Below are 919 nucleotides of genomic sequence, written 5' to 3'. Positions count from 1 at the left end.
TTTTGAGAACTCAATGTATTACTAAAAAGGGATTAACTTCTCAGTAATACGATTTGTAATTAATACAACGACAGACATCATCGTATTAAATACTATCAGCTTTCCAAATTGTTAAAGAGCGGGCTTAAAAAAGCCAAAGATAAAACTGTCGTTTTATCTTTGGCGTCTCTATCCATGAGCAAGTAAATGGTGGAGCTATGCGGGATCGAACCGCAGACCTCCTGCGTGCAAGGCAGGCGCTCTCCCAGCTGAGCTATAGCCCCATTTACATGCAGTCAAACAAAAATATCGAATACCAATTAAATTGGCTTGCCAATTCGTATGCTAATCAAGGCAGTTTAATGCGACGTTTAGCCTGCTAAACGAGTATTAAACTAACGAAGAGTAGAAAAGAATTGGTGGGTCAGAGTGGACTTGAACCACCGACCTCACCCTTATCAGGGGTGCGCTCTAACCAGCTGAGCTACAGACCCATTTTTTTTGGTCTTTTAATCCTTACTCTGCATTACTTTCTTCGTTTCTCAGTCATGTGCTAAAGCACACTCCCTACGAGACTCATCAAGTGCCTTGATTAAGAATCAAAATCCTCAAAAATATCTTTCGATACTTTGCTCTTACTTTCTATCAAGTAATCTGTGTGAACACTCAACAAACATTAAGTTAGTCGTATAGGTAAGGAGGTGATCCAGCCCCAGGTTCCCCTAGGGCTACCTTGTTACGACTTCACCCCAGTCATGAACCACACCGTGGTAAACGTCCCCCCGAAGGTTAGACTATCTACTTCTGGTGCAGCCCACTCCCATGGTGTGACGGGCGGTGTGTACAAGGCCCGGGAACGTATTCACCGTAGCATTCTGATCTACGATTACTAGCGATTCCGACTTCATGGAGTCGAGTTGCAGACGTCGAGTTGCAGACT

General features: G+C 43.7%; 2 tRNA genes and 1 rRNA gene. All 3 read right to left on the bottom strand.

Annotated features, from left to right (window positions below):
- Positions 1-187: 187 nt before the first annotated feature.
- Positions 188-263: transfer RNA gene (locus A9267_RS13885), tRNA-Ala, on the bottom strand.
- 133 nt (positions 264-396) lie between these two features.
- Positions 397-473, bottom strand: a tRNA-Ile gene (locus A9267_RS13880).
- A gap of 200 nt (positions 474-673) precedes the next feature.
- Positions 674-919: ribosomal RNA gene (locus tag A9267_RS13875) — 16S ribosomal RNA — on the bottom strand; the annotation flags it as partial.

It is taken from the genome of Shewanella sp. UCD-FRSSP16_17 (genome assembly GCF_001675935.1).
GTDB lineage: Bacteria > Pseudomonadota > Gammaproteobacteria > Enterobacterales > Shewanellaceae > Shewanella > Shewanella japonica.
This window is presented reverse-complemented; position numbering and strand designations above follow the sequence as displayed.